The sequence below is a fragment of the Stecheria intestinalis genome, from assembly GCF_009696165.1.
GTDB classification, from domain to species: domain Bacteria; phylum Bacillota_I; class Bacilli_A; order Erysipelotrichales; family Erysipelotrichaceae; genus Bulleidia; species Bulleidia intestinalis.
This window is the reverse complement of record NZ_VUMN01000045.1, coordinates 1-18,575: the sequence shown is the minus strand read 5'-3', so window position 1 is coordinate 18,575 and position 18,575 is coordinate 1. Positions and strand designations below refer to the sequence as shown.

Sequence of the window (18,575 nt, the reverse complement as noted above, 5' to 3'; positions counted from 1 at the left end):
AAGCGCTGTATTCGGATAAATTCTCAGTATTTCGCAGCGTTAAGGCAGGTACACCGACACAGTTTGCCAGAATGATGGATAAGCTGGGAGTAACGATGATCTTTGCCAATTCTTCCCAGGCAAAGGGGCGTGTGGAACGCTATAACGGCACCGCGCAGATGAGGCTTCCGAATGATTTGATTCGATGGAAGATTCCTCATAACTACGACTTTCTGAATGACTGGTTCAACAGGAAATATCGGCTCTATCTGAATATGAAATTCTCATATCCGGTGAAGGATCCGAACGATCTGTTCCGCCCAGTACCTGCTGACTTCAACTATTCGAAAATCTTCAGAGCTGAGTATCCGAGGCAGATCAGGAACAACGTATTCTCAATGGGAAACAGTCTGTATACAGCAGTTACAAGCGATGGAGAGGTAGTCCGCTTCAATCAGAAGCAGAGTATTACAGTTTATGAAGATGCGATCACAGAAGAGATCTACATTGAAAGATACGGAAAGCATTACACATGCATGAAGGTTGGGGAGCGGAAGCGCGACAGAATCTATTCAGTAAATAACGAGAAAGAACTTCAGAAAGTTCTCAATGAGATGGCGGAGGAGAAAAACAAATGATTGTGATATATAAAAGCTTTATAACAAGATGGGACATTTTCAAAAAATCTTAACACTATTTGGTAACTATATCTCAATAAGAATCAATTCATCATGCTTGCATGCAATATTATTAAGAATTTCATGCAGGGAAAGCTTTTGACAATTCAAAATGAAAGTCTCCAAAAAGTCACTCTGAGAAACAAGTGAAACGGAAGGATATGTTTCAGCATTGACCCTTGCAGAACTTGTTTATGTTATGAGAAAAGAACAGAATCAAAAAGGTGTTCACGACATTCTGAGTTTTTACGATGCTTCTGACTGGATCAGTTCCTGCAATGATCCATTTACCCAGTCATTCCTTTTCTGCTACCATTAAACCGATGAGAAATGAAGCAACGAAGAATCAGTTAATTGAAGGACTCAAGGAATGCATGCGCCATAAGCAGCTGGAAGACATCACAGTCAGGGAAATCTCTGACGCTGCCGGGGTTTCCAGGCAGACCTTCTACCGCAGCTTCCTGGACAAGTATGATCTTGCCAATCAGTACTTCGATCAGCTGCTTGCATTGTCCTTTGATCAGATGGGCAGCGGAAAGACCCTGCATGAAGGTCTCGTGAAGAAGTTCCGGTACATCCGCCAGGAACAGATCTTTTTCACCAATGCCTTCCGCACTGATACCCAGAACAACCTGAAGAATCATGACTTCGAGCGCATCACGGCATTCTACTGCAATCTGATCCGCGAAAAGACCGGACATGATCCGGATTCAGAAATCCGGGAACTGCTGGAAATGTACTGTCAGGCAAGTGTATACAAGACAAGTCAGTGGGTCCTGTCAGGTATGAAGACTTCTCCGGAAGAGCTGGCTGATCTGATGATCGATGCCATGCCGCCGAAACTGTACCGCCTGTTTACGAAACTCCATGTATTCGAATAAATTTGTGAAAGTGTTACACAAGTCATGAAGTGTAACGCTTTTCTTTTCTCTTTCCCTGCTACACTGATCATGTAACGTGAATTCGTTCACGAGAAGGAGAAAATAATGGCAAATCGTATTTCACTGAATGGCACTTCTTACCATGGCTTCGGCGCGATCAAAGAGATTGTGACTGAAGTCAAAAGCAGAGGCTTCAAAAAAGCATTCGTCGCTTCTGACCCGGATCTCGTCAAGTTCCATGTGACTGACAAAGTAACGAAACTCCTCGACGAAGCAGGTCTTCCGTATGAAGTCTATTCCGATATCAAACCGAACCCGACCATCGAGAATGTCCAGCATGGGGTTCAGGCATTCAAGGATTCCGGTGCAGATTACATTCTCGCAATCGGCGGCGGTTCTTCCATGGATACTTCCAAGGCTATCGGCATCATCATCGCAAACCCGGAGTTCGCAGATGTCCGTTCTCTGGAAGGCGTTGCTCCGACGAAGAACCCGAGCGTTCCGATCATCGCCGTTCCGACCACTGCCGGCACTGCTGCCGAAGTCACGATCAACTACGTCATCACCGATGTCGAGAAGCAGCGCAAGTTTGTCTGCGTCGATACGCATGATATGCCGATCATCGCAGTCGTCGATCCGGATATGATGTCCTCGATGCCGAAGGGACTGACCGCTTCCACCGGCATGGATGCACTGACTCATGCCATCGAAGGCTACACTACGAAGGCTGCCTGGGAGATGACTGACATGTTCCACCTTGAGGCAATCCGTCTGATCTCCGAGAATCTCAGAGCTGCAGTTGCCAATGATCCGAAGGGACGCGAAGGCATGGCCCTCGGCCAGTATATTGCCGGCATGGGATTCTCCAATGTAGGTCTCGGCATTGACCACTCCATGGCACATACGCTCAGTGCTCACTACGACACGCCGCATGGAGTTGCCTGCGCAATGTTCCTGCCGATCACGATGGAATTCAACCGCGACTATACGGGTGAAAAGTATCGTGAAATTGCCCGTGCCATGGGCGTCAAAGGCGTCGATGAGATGAGCCAGGAAGAATACAGAGACGCTGCGATCAATGCAGTCAAGCAGCTCTCCAAGGATGTAGGCATTCCGGAAAAGAACGAGAAGATCCGCGAAGAAGATCTGGATCAGCTCGCCAAAGATGCTCTCAATGATGCATGCTATCCGGGCAACCCTCGTGAAGCAACCAAGGAACAGGTCATCGAAATGTTCCGCAAGCTGATGTAACTGAACAGAAGATCAGACTCGTGACATCTCCGGATGCCGCGAGTCTTTTCTTACTCTGTCACCCGATCGATTTCCTGAATCGATCCTTCAAACCTGGAATCATTATTGAAGTTGCCTTGCAGCACCATGCCATTGCTTGCCACGCCGAAATACGCACCAGCCCGCTCTGCATCAATCACAAACTCCAGCACAGAGCCATTCAGTTCCACCCTGCACCCATCCGGCGCATCTGCCGGATCTTTTTCTTCCACTTTCACGACCGGCAGAATGATTCCGGTATCCAGCACGAAATAAAACCTGGTTCCGATGGATCCGAACGAATAGCCAAGAGCCACGCCGAGAAATCCATCCGCGTCATAAAGAAGACCGGTCTTCCGATCTATCTTCATATACTCCCGGATATAGCGGTACTGATCAGAAGTCTCATCCGTGATCGTCCGGTAGTCCATATAGGTCTTCAGAGGGCTATCCGAACATGGTGCAATCTCCTCATAGCTGAGCCTGCGCACATAGTGACTGTACTGATCCGGATCCGTCGGTGATCTCTGCACGAATATTGCCGTCAGAATCACTGCCAGAACTGCAATCATCCAGAATACCGGAGTAGGCTTTCTGATCCTTCTTCTTCTCATGTCACTCATCATAGCAGATATCAAAACTGCAGGGTTTGTTTCCCTGCAGTCTGCATGCATGATTACTCTTTCTGATTCAGCCTCAGGCGATAGGCAGATATGATCTCTCTCATCTCGGCCAGAGAATTCATGCCGGAAAGCTTTGCCTTGCACTCGGCAGAATACGGCATGCCCGCCACATACCAGGCAGCCATGCCCCGCATCATGCTGATGGCGGTATGCTCTCCTTCATACGCACACAGCTTCTCTGCATAATCCAGGCACAGATCCAGTCTTGCTTCATACGAAGGTTCTTCGTATGGTTCTCCTCTTAATCCCCGATTCAGCTCTTCGATGAGATATGGCTTTCCGAGCAGTCCTCTTCCGACCATCACCGCATCGCATCCCGTTTCTTCCAGCATGCGCTTTGCATCGCTGACGGAACGGATATCGCCATTGCCGATCACCGGAATCGATACTGCCTCTTTCACCATGCGGATATACGAGAGATCAGCATTGCCGGAATAATACTGGCTCTTGGTGCGGCCATGCACGGCAATCGCTGAAACTCCTGCCTGCTCCAGTCTCATTGCCAGATCTGCGCAATTGATATGATTCTGATCCCAGCCAGCCCGCATCTTCACCGTCACCGGCTTCTTCGTATTGGAAACCACTGCTTTTGCGACTTCCACTGCAATATCCGGATTTGCCATGAGCCAGCTGCCCGCATGTGCTTTCAGCACTTTCGTCACCGGGCATCCCATATTGATATCAATCACATCGCAGTCTGTGTGCTCATCCAGATACCTGGCAGCTTCTGCCATCGTCTCCGGATCTCCTCCGAATAACTGCAGACTCACCGGATGTTCTCCAGGCACCGTGCGGCACATATCAAACGTCCGCTGATTGCGGAAATGCAGAGCTTTATCGCTGATCATTTCACTGACCACCAGACCGGCTCCATACGAATGGCAAAGCTGCCGGTAGACTGGGTTCGAAATTCCGGCAAGCGGCGCCGCAACGACCTGGCTCTCAATCTCTACGCTGCCGATTTTCCACACTGCTTCTTCTCCAGGAGCTGCTTCAGTTCTTCTTCACTGTAATGATACTGCTTCTCGCAATATGAACAGGTGATCTCTGCCCCATGATCTTCTTCCATCATGTCCTTCAGATCCTTCTCATGCAGCGTCAGCAGAAGCTCCCCATAATACTCTTTGGAACACCCGCAATGCCACTGCACCGGCTTATGTTCAAGAATCGCCGCATCCGGAAACAGAAGCCGGATCAGATCTTCGACTTCGATTCCTTCATCCATATATTCCGTCATCGGCTTCATGGTCTTTGTCACCTGTTCCACCGCTTCAATCGTCTCTTCCGACGCATCCGGAAGCAGCTGGATGATCATTCCGCCAGCCGTCTTCACCTTCGTATCCGTACCGACCAGAACTCCGACGGCAACCACCGACGGCGTCTGCTCGCTGCGCACCAGATAATATGCAAAATCATCTCCGATCTCGCCCGTCTGCAATGCCACAACGCCAGTAAACGGCTCCTTCAGCCCCATATCTCTGGAAACAGATAAGGTTCCATCGATTCCGACGGCCTTGCCGACATCAAGATGCCCATCCGCTCTGCTCAGGTATACTTCCGGATTCCCGATCATGCCGCGCACATTGCCAGCCCCATCTGCCTGCACGCTGATCTTTCCTGCCGGTCCTTTGCCGTCAATCGTCACGACCACATGTTCCTCAGGGTCCTTGAGATCACTTGCCATCAATGCCGTTACCGTCATTGTCCTGCCCAGTGCTGCCGCACTCGTCGGCCAGCAGTGATGCACTTCGGCTGCCTCTTTTACCATTGCAGTCGTTCTTGCCGCATGTATTCTCACCTGGCCATTCAAAGCCTCGGCAATCACAATTTCATCTTTCATCATTTCACACTCCTGATACACCGCTGATTCATCTTGCGCATTCTCCGCGCATCAATCTTGATCACCCTGCGGTCTGCTGTGAACAAGCCATTGCACTCCTCTTCGACATCAGCCACCTGCGTGAAGACACACCCCGACAGTCCCTTCGGAATATTCCTCAGAACATTCTTCTCATAAAGACGGAATACCGCCTCATTGAGCTTCAGCTTGTTCCGGTACTTCCGATAGAGTCCATGCAGAGAATCCACTTCACTGTGCCCGTATTCCAGATACATCAGACCTCCGAACTCACTCAGAAGCGCAATTCTCCCATCCTCTTTCGGCTCATGGAACCGATAGAAATAGCAATGCCTGCTGTTGAAGTCTCCGACTCCCTGATCATGCCAGCCGCTGGCGCTGTCGATCAGCCTCGTCGAATCATAGTCGCGGATATATTCCGATGCCGCGCAGCTGTCAAACTGGCCCCAGCCCTCATTGAACGGAACCCACGCAAAGATGCAGGGGTAATTGTACAGCGTATCAAGCATCTGATCCAGTTCCAGATAATACGCCTTCCGGCTCGCTTCGTCTGCGCGGCCGAACTTCGCATACTGATTGTCATGGACCCTGCGGATTCCAAGCGTCGGCAGAATTCCCGTCAGCCAGAACGAATACGGGCCGCCTCCGCTGGGCATGTCCTGCATGACCAGAAGCCCGAGCTGATCGCACAGCGAATACCACCTGCGGCACTCCACCTTGATATGCTTGCGCACCATATTGAAACCCATCTCTTTCAGCTTGGTGAGCTCATAGCACATCATGTCTTCCGAAGGATATGTCATCCATCCATCCGGGGTATATCCCTGATCCAGAACTCCGCTTATAAACGCAGGCTTCCCATTCAGCAGAAACCGGATCTTTCCATGCGAATCTCTGCCGCTGCTGAATTTCCGCATTGCGAAGTAGCTCTTGATCGTCTCATCTTCCGTCTGGATATAAAGCTGATACAGAAACGGATCCTCTGGCGACCAGGGATGGACGCTTTCCAGCGGAATCGTATAATCCTTGCCTGAGGTGATACCCCGATGCACGAGCTCCCCATCCGCAAACACCGTGATCACAGCCTGCGTGAAGGTTCCCACCATGCGGAGATATACCCTTGAATGATCAAAATCCGGCGTGATCTTCAGATCTTCTACTGCATGTGCAGGCAGATCCTCGAGCCATACCGTCTGATAGATGCCGCTCATCGGCCGATACCAGATCCCGCCATGAACAAGTTTCTGCTTGCCATATGCATAGATTCCCTGATCACTGTCATCAGTCACCCGGACCAGGATTTCGTTCTTCTCTTTGATCATGCCGCTGATATCAAATGAAAACGGCGCATAGCCGCCTTCATGAGCACCAGCCTCTACTCCATTCACCCATACCCGGCAGCACTGATCCACCGCTTCAAAGTTCAGAATTGTCCGATCCGTCGTCGGCTGGTAAGCAAACGAATGCCGATACCACAATACCTGCCCGGGCTGAAGAATCTCCTTCGTCCCGGATAATTCCGTTCCTAACGCAAACGGAACCAGGATCTTCTTCCAGTTTTTCTCTGAAAACGGATCCTTCTCTGAAGTGATCTGATACTCCCACCAGCCATTCAGGCACGTGAAAGACCCCCTCTGCAGCATCAGTCTGGGATACTCTGCCAGAGGCATATCGGTATTCAGATGTTCTCCCCAGGGCGTTTTCATCGATAATCGCTCCGATCTCTTTCCCGGATATACAGACGGATCCCCGTCACCCCCGCCGAGCCGATATGCAGAATCAGCCCGCACGTAAGAATCATCGCTCTTGCCGGGCCATTCGATGCGACCATCAGCCCGTATACAATTGCCAGTACCAGGGATACGCAGATCATCAGGTACTCTGCCACCCGCAGATGAAGCCCCCGGATTCTCAGAAAATCCAGGCACCACGGCAGCATGCACCCGGCCACCATCATCACCCAGAACGAAAGCGTCCAGAGCTGATAGCCTTCGCTGCGCATCATCGCGATCAGAACAGCCCCCATCAGAATCCCTCCGGCAAGCCCTGCAAGGATACTGGAAATCATGCTGAAATCAACTGGCCGATCGTCATTCATCACTCTTTCTCCGCTTCATAAACCGCCGGATGATTCTCCAGGTCCCCATCATAATAAACCTTCACCGAATCCCCTGGGTTCAGGTCATCCGCACACGTATACGCATCTGCCTTCGTGAAAATCACTTCCATATCCTGGATTGTGATTCTCAAGGTTCTCGGCAGATCCTCTTCCACTACGCCATCGATGATTTCAAGCTGATCCGGGACTTCCATCGAAGCAGTACTCACCGCAGAAGCAGAAGGAACTGCAGAAGGAGAAGCAGACACAGAACTCTCTTCGCTTGTTTCCGCAGAGCACCCCGCCAGAAGCCATGTTAATGCTGCAGCAATTGCCAGTATTCTCTTCTTCATACCTTCGTCTGCTTCTATTGTATCTCATTTATCAGAAATCCGGCCGCAAGATACAAGGCCAGAGCTTGCTGTTCTCAAAACCCGGAACACCCATCATGGAAAACCATTCTGGCAAACCGCGGATCTTTCCCGATCCGATCCGTCACCGTCGCAGGCGAAGGAAAATATACCGTTCCTGCAGAAGTCCCCTTCACCGGATGAAACACCTGATCCCATGCTTCCGCATGCATGTCCTCTCTGACCAGACCGCGCTCCGCATGCAGATCCTTCCCCTCCTTTTCCCAGAGATCCGTGCATTCATGAAGCCAGCAGCCGCCTCTGGTCAGAGAACCAGTTACGGTATAGCTGCCTCCTTCTTTTTTCTGCAGCATCAGCGCCTTCATGATTCCCGCAAACAGGATCATGCCAGGAATATAATCCAGCGGCACTCCATTCAGGTTCACCGGCTTTTCAATCGACCCATTTCGAATACTAAGGCCCGTGATATCTTCCGCACAAGGCGCCCAGCCAGGCCGCTCTCTCCAGACCGTATCCGAAAAGCACACCAGAGAGCCATACACCACGCCAGGATTCAAAGCGTGAATCTCCTGGATAGACAATCCGAACTGATCCAGAGACCCGCTCTGATAAGAAGAAATCACCACATCAGCTTCCTGAATCAGCTGCTTTGCCTTAGCAAGCTGAGAAGGAATATGAAAGTCCAGCTGAATGCTGTTCTTGCCAGCCCAGCCATCCAGCTCCAGCATCGCCTGTTCCTGATGCAGATAATCCTTGCGGCGAATCATCAGGACATCCGCCCCTGCCTCTGCAAGCAATCTGGTGCATGCCGGTCCGGCAATGATATGCGTCAGATCCAGCACCTTGATTCCGGAGAGTGGTCCCCGCTCAGGACGATAAGTGCCAAACGACTTCCGCGGCGCTTCCCCTGCTTTCTCAAGACGGAACAGCGGCATGGAAGTCACTGCCTTTCCGACTTCCGTATTCTCCCACTCCCTGCGCGTCCTGAGCATGCACCCGCAGGCACCATTCCGGAACGCCGCTTCCTCCAGATCCTTGGCATTCCACTTGCGGATCGCATTCGCAGTAAGCTTCCTGTCTTTGCCAAGACTCCGGAACACAAACTCTTCCGGCTTTTTGGGAATCCCGAGTGTTTCCATCATGATCTTCTTCTGGGACTCATAATACACATGCGCCGAAAAATACCGATGATCCTTGGTCTCATACTTGTAAAACGAGCCATTCAATGCGTTATCCACCCGGATCGCAGATTCATACCGGGAACGGATAAATTCCCGATTGCCTTCATACGCACACATATAAAGCCGGATTACCTGAAGTCCTGCAAACGCCACATCACAATAGACGGTGTCAGAATGCTGATCCGGATCCCGCATTTTTCTGAAGTCTTCGGTCATTGCCGCATCCAGCGCAAGAATTGCTGCAGCAGGTCCTGTCTGCAGAACCTTTTCGTCCTGAAACAGACGCCTGACTGCTTTCAGCCGCAGTGAAAGCAGCACCGGCTTCAGCACTCCGGGAAATGGATTATGCGTCCATACCGCCCGCTCAATCTCTTTTCTGCGCTTTTCATCTACGACAAACCGGACCTCCGTCCGCGGCTCAATCCCTGTTCTTTTCTTCAGATCTTCATAGCAAAGCTGCGCCTGCTTGCCTTTCGTTTCCAGAACCGAACTCATGTTTCCCCCTCAATTCCATTTCCGCAGAATTACTCCGCGATGACTTCCCCATTCTCCCGGACAGTAATCTTCATGCCCGTCTTCACATAATCCAGGAATTCACTTCCGAGACTGTCTACAATCGGCATTTTCGCATCGGTCCAGATATCCGACAGCAATGCTCCGGCCGCCCCGATGGAATCAATCGGATTTGCAAACAGTATGCATGCAGGATTCACGCCTCGCGAACAGGCGGTGAACAGAATCATTCCTCCCGTCGTGGAACCGATCGTCTGCGGAATGCATAATGCCGATCCAGCAAGATGCTTCTGATACAGATCCCGGTTGTTCTGATCCGAGCACGTTCCTTTCTTATCCCCGGTTAACATGCTGGTCTGATAGCTTGCCAGCGTATTGAATCCTTCATGACTCACCAGTGCAGCTGCTTCCGCAGTACCCGGAACTACCACTCTTCCATGGAACGTCTTCATGCCAGCTTTCCTCCTGTCACAGCCTTCAGAATCTCTTCATCCTGTCCGAACCGGCAGGTCGTATATGTGCGCAGCTTATTCGAATTCGTGATTACCGGCTTGTTATGACACAGCGGGTTATCCATATACATCAGCGGGCAGATATAGCTCACAACAATGCCCATAGACTCTGCCATGCCCCATTCCGGCAGCGCATGGAACTCTTTCAGCACACCTGGTGCTGTCGTGAAGACCGTCGGAATGGCAACCTTCTTCCGGTTGTTCTTCTTCAGCCCATCAGCGATGTCATGCGTCCACTGCTTCAGCTCCGTCAGGGTCAGATGCGGGCAGCCGATGAAGCAGAGCTTCGGTTTCGCATCCGGATTCTTCCAGACAAGCGGATAATTCTTCTCGACACGCTCCAGTTCCGCATCATCAATCACATACACCTTGGCATCCGGCTTCAGCAGGGCTTCTCCCTGTTTTTTTGCTTCTGGCGTGAGATTGGCAATGTGATACAGCCCGACAGCACCATTGGAAGCACACGCTGCTCCGAAATTCTTCAGATAGGAACATACTTCCGGAGTCAGCTCCTTGCCAAGCCACTGATCCAGGCCTGTCACATAGGGCACATCTTCCATGACCTTCATGCCGATGGCACTGCCAAGCAGCTGGGCATTCGGCTTCTTCGAAGTCTTCACTTCAATCCGCCACGTCGCCTTTCTGCCTTCATCTGTCAGTAATCCGAATTCCGGCACCCAGCCGAGAATCGATCCGAACAGTTCCAGGATGCCGCTGTTGCGATTGCACCGTGCTCCGAGCACGGAATTGGCATACACGACCGCAGAACTCTCCGCCCAGCTCAGCACATCGCCTTCTTTCGGCTTATTGCCGACTTCGTCAAAATAACATGCACATGAGAACGAATCTTCGCTCAGAAGACCTAGCTTCTCCAGCTGTGCTTCATACTTCTTCTGCTCGCTGTACATGAACTTGTGGAACACCAGATCCTCAATCAGGTTCGAAGGCACCCGCGGATCCAGAGGACGCGGATCCATCGTGAACTTCTGCTTTGAGACAATGCCGGCATCAATCAGTTCATCCATGAGCCCGTAAACCGGCTTGATGACTCCGAGTCCGAAACTCGTGACCAGATGTCCGTACTTGCCGGTGACCGGAACCATACGCTCTGCTTTGAAAAGCTCTCCGTATCTGACCAGAGTCTCCATGACCTTGGCCATGGTTTCTCCATTCTTTCCATCTAGTACTGCCTGCTGTTCTTCTGTCAGTTTCATAGCATCCTCCCTAGATCTCCATTGCTGTCTCGTATGCCTTCCAGATCACGGAACGCAGATTGCCGACATGATCGCAATCTCCGACCAGATGCACCTGCTTGCTTTCCTTTGCAAGCGGAGAAGGAATATAGCCCGCACTGCTGATCACGGAATCGCACGCAATCTCCTTCAGAGAACCATCTTTCTGCTTCACGAGAATTGATCCGTCTTTCACTTCCGCAAGCGTCGTCTCCAGATATACCGGAACCTTCTTCCAGGCAAAATACTCGCGGAGATAAGAACTGTTGGCCAGACAAACTCCCTTCTGTGCAATCAGATCATCCTTCATCTCAACAATGACCGGATGCTTTCCCTTCAGATACAGATCATACGCAATCTCGCAGCCGGACAGACCGCCGCCGATGATCGCCACCGTATCGCCGACTTCTTTTCCATTCAGATAGTCGCATGCTTCAATCATCTTCTCATAGCCAGGAACCGACTTCAGAACCCTCGGCTTCGCTCCGGTTGCGATGATGACCGGATCCTCTCCGAACTCCTTGATCGAATGAATCTCCGTATTCAGACGCACATCGATGTGCAGCTCTTCCATCTGCCTCCGGTACCATGCAAGCAGGTCTCTGAGCTTCCCTTTATAGCTCTCTGCGGATGCAGCGACAAACGTTCCGCCAAGATGATCACTCTTCTCATAGATCACCGGCTCATGCCCGCGAAGCTTCAGCACTCTCGCTGCTTCCATGCCGCCGATGCCGCCGCCGACAATCGCAACTTTCTTCGGATGAGAAGTTCTCGTGATATGATGCTTGTCTTTCTGCATGGTCTCCGCATTCACTGCGCATCTTGCCAGATGCAGCGAATCGCTTAGATCCTGATCATTCGGAACTCCTTTGTAATGGCACATGTTGAAGCAGCCATTATGGCACAGGATGCATGGACGGATCTCTGCTTCCTTTCCTGCCTTCATCTTCATGATCCATTCCGGATCCGCAAGGAACTGTCTTGCAAACCCGGCTCCGTCAATCTTTCCTTCCTTGATCGCTTCCGCAGCCGTACGCGGATTCAGCCTTCCTGCACATACCACCGGAATATCCACGAACTTCCGGATATGCTCCGTATCTTCGAGGTTGCAGTTCTCCGGCATATAGATCGGCGGATGTGCCCAGTACCATGCATCATATGTGCCATTGTCGCAATTCAGCATGTCATACCCGGCATCCTGCAGGAACTTCGCAGCCCGTTCGCTTTCTTCCATGTCACGGCCTGCCTCGGTATACGTCTCGCCCGGCAAGGCGCCCTGGCGGAATCCCTTGGTCTTTGAAATCACGCTGTAGCGCAGGCTGACCGGGAAATCATTTCCGCAGGCAGCCTTGATCGCCTTGACGATCTCAGCCGCAAACCGATACCGGTTCTCAAAGCTGCCCCCGTATTCATCTTCCCGGTGATTGACATACTTCAGCGTGAACTGATCGAGCAGATATCCCTCATGGACCGCATGGACCTCCACGCCATCCACTCCTGCCTGCTTCAGCAGCAGTGCGCACTTGGCAAACGCCGAGATATATTCTTCAATTTCTTTCTTTGTCAGCGCTCTGGAAGGAACTTTATCGCTCCAGCGATTCGGCGAAGGCGAAGCAGTCGCACAGATCTTATCAAAATCCATAACCGGCTTGCTGAGCGCGCGGAGAACCGGATTCACGTACAGCTTCTCCATTGCCTCGCTGATCGTGAACGATCTTCCGAATCCTGCTGTCAGCTGAACAAACAGCTTCGCACCAGTCTTATGAAATTCCGGCATCCACTTTGCAAGATCCTCATACATCTTCTTGTTGGAATACAGCCACTGTCCGAACATCGGATTGTAGACTGGCTGGCAGCCAGGAAGCACCAGCCCGGCACCATTTCTCGCCACTTCCAGAATGAAATCCGCTCCGGCTTTGTCGAAATGATTGACTTCCATCCATCCGAAAAGATCAGTTCCTCCCATCGATGTCATCACAATCCGATTGCGGATCTCACAATTTCCGATCTTCCAAGGCGTAAACAAGCTGTTCAGTTCTTCGTCCATATATTCCCCTTCCTTCTGAACATTAATAGACATATGTTCATCATTCAGGTATTATTCTACCTTGCATGCAGAAATATTTTCCGTACTAATTCTGCAGAAATATCTGTTACTATTCGCTCAGGCATTTTTTGTCTATCAGAAAAGAGGTTATCCCATGGATCGAAGACAGAGAAAAACTGAAGAAGCCATCTCCCTGGCCCTGAACCAGCTTCTTGAAGAAGGCAGAGACATCAATACAATCTCCGTCCGTGAACTGACCGCAGCCGCCGACATCACCAGAAGCACGTTCTATCTTCACTACCATGATATTCCCGATCTGATAAACAGCTATCTCTCTGAATATCTCAATAATATAGCAAGCATCATCCAGAAAGATTACAGCCAGGAACCAGGAAAAGACCGCAACCTGTATCTCCAGCTCCTGAAATTCATGGAAGACAACCACCAGCGTACTTCCCTCGTCTTCAGCACAAGAAACTATTCTTCTTATTCCCGCTTCATCGAAGAAGGCATCGTCCCGTACCTTGAAGCCAAATATCATGCCTATCTGCCTCAGGCCGACCAGAAAAAGCTGCATACGATCTCGGTCTACACCTCCCGCGGCACCGTAGGCATCATCCTGGAATGGATTGCCGGCGGCTATCAGGAAAGCGGCAGACAGGTTGCAGAAGAGATCATTGAAGCGATTGAATTCTATACAAGATACTTCCAGGATAATTTCTGAACCGGCGGGATTCCGCCCATTCCTTGATGCTGCTCTTGACCCTGCTTCATTGCATGGTGTCATTCCATGATTCTGAAGCTTTCGCTCTTGCAAGAATCCGGTTGTATTCGGTCTGAACTTCTTTCAGATTCTGTTTTATCATGCGATTCCGTTCACTGAGCTCTGTCTTCTCTGCTGTCACCGTCATGGCACCATCCTCCGCAATCCATGCATCAAAACCCTCATTCTCCCTTAAGATCTTCCGCTGAAGAACCAGAAGCTCTTCCAATTCCATCTGGTCCTCCTTTTCGAACGAAGAACGCCGGATCATATCCTGAACCTTCGGTGAAGTGATCGGGATCAGATCTGCATTTGCTTTGCTCTGAGGATTCATGAGGCACCCGGTCATGCAGACAAAGCAGAGAATTGCTGCAGGAATCGGCTTTAGCTTTCCAGAATCATGGTTCAATGCATGTCTGATCCGATATTTTGCAGATCCCGCAGAGAAGCCTAAGGCTCTCAGGTCTTTCAGCCCATGAGATCGGCGTGCAAAGCGCAGCATCACTTCTGCATAGGAATCCGGCAGGATTGTTCCCTCTTCCAGAACCTGTTCATCTGCACGGATCTCGAAGTCGTTACTCATCAGGCAGAAGGCAAGCCAGCAAAGCGGATTGAACCAGTGAATGATCACCGCAATCCAGAACACGAATTTCATCAGAGGATCTTGATACCGGATATGCGCGGATTCATGGCAGATTACTGCTGCTTTCTCATCCTGTTTCAGACCAGCCGGCAGATAAATCACCGGATGGAAGACTCCGCAGATAAATGGTTCCTGAATGGTTCTGCTTTCGACGATTGCAGAACCAGATGCCGCCGGAAGCGATTTCCGGAATCTTTGATAAGACCAGTATGATCGTACAGACAGCACTGCGATTCCGCATAGCCAGATCAGAGTGAAGATAGAAACAGGCTGAACGGCAGAAGACTCAGTAATCTGTGCTGCCTTCAGAAAACCAGCAGAAGATATCTTTTCAGAAATAGCAGATGCCGTTTCAGAATGAATCCGTGAGAAGAGTGACCAGGGAATAGCAGCCGGGCACACCATTCTGAACAGTACCGGAAACCAGAGCAGGCAAGACCAGAAACGTTTTGCATGAACAAGAGCACACCTGAATAGCAGCACGATCAGAATGGATACCGACGCCTCGAGAGACATTCTCAGAATCGTGCGGAACAAGGTCTCCATCATGGTTATTTTCTCCTTTCCCGGTAAGACCGGATCAGTTCCTCCAGTTCATCTGCTTCCTGGTCTGACAGCACACGGTCTTTCATGAATGCTGTCAGGAATACCGGCAGAGAGCCGGAATAGTCCGCCTGAACAAAATCAGAAGCTTTCTGATGATAGTATTCGTCCCGGGAACAGCTCATCCTGAGACGATGATCTTCCGACAAGAGAAGTTTCTTTTCCTCCATCCGATGAATCAGCGTGAATACAGTGGATTTCTTCCATCCATATTTTGTATTGCTTGCTCTTACTGCATCCATGGAAGACATGCCTGGATCTGCCCAGACCAGCTCTGCGATTTTTTCTTCTGCTTCGCTCAATGTATTCATTCTTGATCCCTCCGTAGGTCTACGTATTGTAGTTCAATTACAATATAATGGATCCTTTCCATTGCTGCAAGAGCTGAATCAGGAAGTGGATACCCTTCATCGATGATAAGACATTCATCATTCCGGTTTATGCTTCCCCGAACTTTTCAGAACCGCCAAAAAAGCGATGCCGATTCCCGCAGGATATGCAGGATTCAGCATCGCTTTGCTTTGTATGGTGTTCAGGCAGCTGCAGGTGCCGAAGGTGCAGCACCATTGTCCTTGAAGTCATCTGCAATGGATTCGCCTTTCACGACCTTCTGGATTTCTTCCGAAGTCAGCGTCTCATACTCCATCAGATTCTCGGCAATCCGGATCAGCTCCGTCTTATGCGCAGTGATGATCTCCTTTGCCTTCTCATGGCAGGAATTGACGATCTTGCGCACTTCCTGGTCAATCTCAAACGCAACCTGACCAGAGACATTATTCGGACTGTTGTAATCTCTGCCGAGGAAGACATTCTCACTGCCGGAGTTGTACTTGATCGGTCCGAGATCGCTCATGCCATACAGCGTGACCATATCCTTGGCAATATTTGTCGCCCGTTCAATATCATTCACTGCTCCGGTCGTGACATCATCGAAGAACATCTCTTCTGCCGTACGCCCGCCCATATAAGACGTGATCGTCGCAAGCAGATCATTCTTCGTATTCATCATCTTCTCTTCCTTCGGAGTCATCAGGTTATAGCCGCCTGCCTGACCACGCGGAATGATCGTGACCTTCTGAACAACCTGGGCATTATCCAGGAACAAGCCGATGACAGCATGTCCTGCTTCGTGATACGCAACCAGCTTCTTCGTCGCTTCATCATAGGTACGGCTCTTCTTTGCCGGGCCCATCATGACACGATCGATTGCTTCATCAATCTGAGCCATATGAATCTCATTGAGATTATCCCGGACTGCCAGAATCGCAGCCTCATTCAGCACATTCTCCAGATCTGCACCGCTGAAGCCAGGCGTACGCTTCGCCAGCGCATCCAGATCCACATCCTGGGCAAAATGCTTGTTGCGTGCATGAACCCCGAGAATTGCCTTTCTGCCCTTGCGATCCGGAAGTGCGACCGTGATCTGACGATCAAACCGGCCAGCTCTGAGCAATGCCGGATCAAGGACATCCGGACGGTTGGTAGCCGCAATGACGACGACACCGCTGTTATCTTCCATACCATCCATTTCAACAAGCAGCTGATTCAGGGTCTGTTCCCGTTCATCATGGCCGCCTCCGAAACCAGCACCTCTCTGTCTGCCTACGGCATCAATTTCGTCGATGAAGATAATGCATGGTGCAGTCTGCTGCGCTTTCTTGAACATGTCACGCACACGGCTCGCACCGACACCGACAAACATCTCGACAAAGTCAGAACCGGAAATGCTGTAGAACGGTACATTTGCCTCGCCGGCAACTGCCTTGGCAAGCAGGGTCTTGCCGGTTCCCGGATGACCGCTCAGAAGCACGCCCTTCGGAATCCGGGCACCCATCTTCTTGAACTTGGCAGGATACTTGAGATAATCGATGATCTCCGCCATCTCCTGCTTCTCTTCATCGCAGCCTGCAACATCCGCAAACCGCACCTTCGACTTCGTCTCGAGCTTTGCTCTGGACTTGCCGAACTCAAATGCCTTGGCATTTGCGCTGTTCGAACCGCCCATGCGGTTCATCATCCATACGCCCATGATGATGACCAGGACCAGCGGAACTACAGAATACATGACTTCGAGGAATGCATCGCTGGCATCCGCATCTACAATGCTGATCTTGGAATCCTTCAGCTGATCCAGAAGCTCATCAATCTGTTCTGAAGTAGCCGGAGCCGTCGCACTGAAGCTGACCAGCCTGCCCTCATCATTTTCATAGGTTCCGCGGACATTCACCACATTGGAACCAATTGAGATCACCGATTCCTGGATGGTCTCATTTTTCAGCGTTTCCTGCAGCTGACTGTACGTATAGCTCTGACTAGACGAACCTGAGTTCAGTGAAAACAGACTCAGGATCGCAATCAGGACAATCACCACAGGAAGCGTGTTCAGAAATTTATTCTTCTGCATGCCTGCCTATTCTCCTCACTGATATAATTCATCCTTCAGTACGCCGATATACGGAAGACAGCGATACTTCTGATTGAAATCCATTCCGAAACCGACCACGAACAGATTATCCACGAAGAAGCCCACATAATCCGGTTCTTCCTGCTCCGTCCTGCGCGACGGCTTATTCAGCAGCGTCACAATCTTCACCGAAGACGCACCCTTATGCATCAGCATCTCCCGGACCGCGGCGACTGTCTTTCCGGTATCTACAATATCCTCAACCACCAGGATGTCACGTCCTTTGACCGAAGTATCCAGATCCTTCAGAATCTTGATATCCCCGGTGGAATTCGTTCCTTCATAACTCGTCACATCCATGAAATCATATTCAATATCCAGGTCGATATGCTTGATCAGCTCTGCCAGAAACGGCACCGACCCCCTCAGAAGCGCTACCAGAAGCGGCGCCTGCGGACGATCTCTGTAGTCTTCCGCAATCTGTTTCCCAAGTTCTTCCGAACGCTCGCGGATCTGTTCTTCTGAATAAAGAATTGTTTTGATATCAGGATTCATCTGGACGCCTCCCGTCAATAATAAAATATTTTATCACATTCACCTGCGGTTCCGCAGTATAGTGTTGCACATCGCAGCCAAGCCCGCCTGAGTTTAGTACCAGATAATCAATAGGATTCGGATTTTGGCGATGATATCGCCTTTTTTATTGTCAACAGTTTATATATTCTGTGTTCCCAGTTATTCCCAGTTATGATATAATTTCTCTGGAGGTCCCATTATGAACGTAGAAACCACCACCTACGCCAACGGAGAGGTCGCTATTTTCCTTCGTGGTAAACAGTATAAGGACGGCAGATGGGTCAA

At 50.5% G+C, this 18,575-nt stretch carries 17 protein-coding genes and 1 pseudogene; 4 read left to right on the top strand and 14 right to left on the bottom strand.

The window, feature by feature from the left end; genetic code table 11:
* The 3 genes and pseudogenes from FYJ51_RS13970 to fucO form a co-directional block, all read left to right on the top strand.
* Nucleotides 1-617: pseudogene (locus tag FYJ51_RS13970) on the top strand (hypothetical protein); the annotation flags it as partial.
* A gap of 362 nt (nucleotides 618-979) precedes the next feature.
* Complete coding sequence (locus FYJ51_RS12635; protein ID WP_105304968.1) at nucleotides 980-1,537, top strand: TetR/AcrR family transcriptional regulator C-terminal domain-containing protein; 558 nt, start codon at nucleotides 980-982, stop codon at nucleotides 1,535-1,537.
* A gap of 105 nt (nucleotides 1,538-1,642) precedes the next feature.
* The gene (gene fucO, locus FYJ51_RS12630) at nucleotides 1,643-2,788 is read left to right on the top strand and encodes a lactaldehyde reductase (protein WP_105304705.1); all 1,146 of its coding nucleotides are present in this window, start codon (nucleotides 1,643-1,645) and stop codon (nucleotides 2,786-2,788) included.
* Between the two features lie 50 nt (nucleotides 2,789-2,838).
* On the opposite strand, the gene FYJ51_RS12625 is transcribed toward fucO, so the two are convergent.
* From FYJ51_RS12625 to FYJ51_RS12580, 10 genes are all read right to left on the bottom strand, one after another.
* Entirely contained in the window at nucleotides 2,839-3,420 is a 582-nt protein-coding gene (locus FYJ51_RS12625) for a hypothetical protein (RefSeq protein WP_135358232.1), read from the bottom strand.
* A 62-nt stretch (nucleotides 3,421-3,482) separates the two neighbouring features.
* Nucleotides 3,483-4,460: a tRNA dihydrouridine synthase DusB gene (gene dusB, locus FYJ51_RS12620; RefSeq protein ID WP_328597276.1), complete on the bottom strand. Its 978-nt coding sequence runs from the start codon at nucleotides 4,458-4,460 to the stop codon at nucleotides 3,483-3,485.
* Nucleotides 4,439-5,332 (bottom strand): Hsp33 family molecular chaperone HslO, encoded by an 894-nt coding sequence (gene hslO, locus FYJ51_RS12615; RefSeq protein ID WP_235897290.1) that lies wholly within the window; start codon nucleotides 5,330-5,332, stop codon nucleotides 4,439-4,441. Before hslO ends, dusB begins: the two co-directional genes overlap by 22 nt.
* Complete coding sequence (locus FYJ51_RS12610; protein WP_154505930.1) at nucleotides 5,329-7,053, bottom strand: glycoside hydrolase family 2 protein; 1,725 nt, start codon at nucleotides 7,051-7,053, stop codon at nucleotides 5,329-5,331. Before FYJ51_RS12610 ends, hslO begins: the two co-directional genes overlap by 4 nt.
* Nucleotides 7,050-7,445, bottom strand: coding sequence for a hypothetical protein (locus FYJ51_RS12605; RefSeq protein ID WP_154505929.1), 396 nt, complete (start codon nucleotides 7,443-7,445; stop codon nucleotides 7,050-7,052). Before FYJ51_RS12605 ends, FYJ51_RS12610 begins: the two co-directional genes overlap by 4 nt.
* Entirely contained in the window at nucleotides 7,445-7,798 is a 354-nt protein-coding gene (locus FYJ51_RS12600; RefSeq protein WP_154505928.1) for a hypothetical protein, read from the bottom strand. The genes FYJ51_RS12605 and FYJ51_RS12600 overlap by 1 nt, the downstream gene beginning before the upstream one ends.
* 74 nt (nucleotides 7,799-7,872) lie before the next feature.
* A complete protein-coding gene (locus FYJ51_RS12595; RefSeq protein ID WP_154505927.1) occupies nucleotides 7,873-9,492 on the bottom strand; it encodes a CoA transferase in 1,620 nt (539 codons plus the stop codon).
* 29 nt (nucleotides 9,493-9,521) lie between these two features.
* The gene (locus FYJ51_RS12590; RefSeq protein ID WP_105304712.1) at nucleotides 9,522-9,962 is read right to left on the bottom strand and encodes an aconitase X swivel domain-containing protein; all 441 of its coding nucleotides are present in this window, start codon (nucleotides 9,960-9,962) and stop codon (nucleotides 9,522-9,524) included.
* Nucleotides 9,959-11,236, bottom strand: coding sequence for an aconitase X (locus FYJ51_RS12585; protein ID WP_154505926.1), 1,278 nt, complete (start codon nucleotides 11,234-11,236; stop codon nucleotides 9,959-9,961). The genes FYJ51_RS12590 and FYJ51_RS12585 overlap by 4 nt, the downstream gene beginning before the upstream one ends.
* Before the next feature lie 10 nt (nucleotides 11,237-11,246).
* Nucleotides 11,247-13,301 (bottom strand): oxidoreductase, encoded by a 2,055-nt coding sequence (locus FYJ51_RS12580; RefSeq protein ID WP_154505925.1) that lies wholly within the window; start codon nucleotides 13,299-13,301, stop codon nucleotides 11,247-11,249.
* 154 nt (nucleotides 13,302-13,455) lie between these two features.
* Here FYJ51_RS12580 and FYJ51_RS12575 point away from each other — a divergent pair, with 154 nt between their 5' ends.
* Nucleotides 13,456-14,025, top strand: a complete 570-nt coding sequence (locus FYJ51_RS12575; protein ID WP_154505924.1) for a TetR/AcrR family transcriptional regulator — start codon at nucleotides 13,456-13,458, stop codon at nucleotides 14,023-14,025.
* 46 nt (nucleotides 14,026-14,071) lie between these two features.
* Here the strand turns inward: FYJ51_RS12575 and FYJ51_RS12570 are convergent, their stop codons facing one another.
* The 4 genes from FYJ51_RS12570 to hpt all read right to left on the bottom strand — a co-directional run bounded on the left by FYJ51_RS12570 (nucleotide 14,072) and on the right by hpt (nucleotide 18,269).
* Nucleotides 14,072-15,256, bottom strand: a complete 1,185-nt coding sequence (locus FYJ51_RS12570; protein ID WP_154505923.1) for a M56 family metallopeptidase — start codon at nucleotides 15,254-15,256, stop codon at nucleotides 14,072-14,074.
* Between the two features lie 2 nt (nucleotides 15,257-15,258).
* A complete protein-coding gene (locus FYJ51_RS12565; protein WP_105304717.1) occupies nucleotides 15,259-15,621 on the bottom strand; it encodes a BlaI/MecI/CopY family transcriptional regulator in 363 nt (120 codons plus the stop codon).
* A 221-nt stretch (nucleotides 15,622-15,842) separates the two neighbouring features.
* The gene (ftsH, locus tag FYJ51_RS12560) at nucleotides 15,843-17,714 is read right to left on the bottom strand and encodes an ATP-dependent zinc metalloprotease FtsH (protein WP_105304718.1); all 1,872 of its coding nucleotides are present in this window, start codon (nucleotides 17,712-17,714) and stop codon (nucleotides 15,843-15,845) included.
* A gap of 15 nt (nucleotides 17,715-17,729) precedes the next feature.
* Nucleotides 17,730-18,269 carry a hypoxanthine phosphoribosyltransferase gene (gene hpt / locus FYJ51_RS12555; protein WP_105304719.1) on the bottom strand — a complete coding sequence of 180 codons (540 nt, stop codon included), beginning with the start codon at nucleotides 18,267-18,269 and terminating at the stop codon, nucleotides 17,730-17,732.
* Between the last annotated feature and the right edge of the window lie 306 nt (nucleotides 18,270-18,575).